This window comes from Bacillus sp. AFS001701 (assembly GCF_002559405.1).
Classification (GTDB): domain Bacteria; phylum Bacillota; class Bacilli; order Bacillales; family Bacillaceae_G; genus Gottfriedia.
Genome location: NZ_NTZO01000536.1, coordinates 1 through 1,076, shown reverse-complemented (window position 1 = coordinate 1,076; position 1,076 = coordinate 1). Strand labels below are relative to the sequence as shown.

General features: G+C 33.7%; 1 protein-coding gene. It reads right to left on the bottom strand.

Annotated elements, in window-relative coordinates:
- Positions 1-112: 112 nt before the first annotated feature.
- Positions 113-931, bottom strand: a complete 819-nt coding sequence (locus CN514_RS22290; protein WP_420488126.1) for a DUF2935 domain-containing protein — start codon at positions 929-931, stop codon at positions 113-115.
- Positions 932-1,076 lie beyond the last annotated feature (145 nt).

Genomic DNA, 1,076 nt, shown 5'->3' with positions numbered 1-1,076 from the left:
TTTACTTACTCATGAATCCATCATGAGTAACCTATATATTTCAACGTGCAATAAAAAAAGAATCTTTAATCAGATTCTTTTTTCGTCTCTATTTTGGTAACTTGCGGCTTTCTTAATGGTCGTCCAGTACTATATTCCTATTCCCATTCCCTGTTAACTGTGCTTCGAATGCGTCAATTATATGCAAAAATCGATCTGCTTCTCTAAATACATGGTCTGCTAGCAGTGGGTGAATGATACTTTTAATTCTACAAGCTTCTATTAGGTCGCGAGCTGTTTTCTTAAAATCTCTAAGTGATTTTACCGATACTCGGTTTTCATCAAGGAATTGGTCAAGTATCGGAACTGTTTCCGATTGTGGTCTCATTGATTCTAAATCTACGGCTTGATATAAAAGCTGATCAAAATCATGGCTAAATTCCCTTGCTTGATCTACTAGTTTTCTTTCTGATGGGTCTAATAAATGTCCGATAAATTTTGCATGGTCTGCCATAATTCTTAGAAAGAAAACATTTTCCTGGATAATTGCAGCAGGTAGCGGTTGGAGTTGACCATTATTTAATTCAGTCAAGCGATTTGCAAAATAGGCTGCTTCTCTACTTGTATGGTCAACTAATAATGGAAAGTTATTGCCCGTTATTTTACAAGTAAGGAGTAAGTTAAGGATTTTCCGCTTATAGGCCCAAATCATAGAAGCTGCTTGATGAACCTCATTATTAAACTGTTTAATTTGCTGAGGATCCGTTTGAAGCGAAAATGATTGGGCTTTATTTCCTATTGCTTCAAAAACTTGGTAAAATTGATCTGCTTCTTGAATTAACTCAGTATCATCACAATTAAAGCCTAATTTAAGAAAGAGTGAATGCTCTTTCATGATCCTTGACCAAAAAAGAATCTCATCTAAAGAACGTGCTATAAATGCATCCGACAATCGGACCCCTCCTAACATAATTCATTTCACTTTCTAGTATATTGATGAAAAAATCAATTATTACAGATACATCTTTATTTAGTAGATTAGCTATTAGTCTACAAATTTTAAAATTAGTTTATAAAAAAAGCATTACTTCAATAGA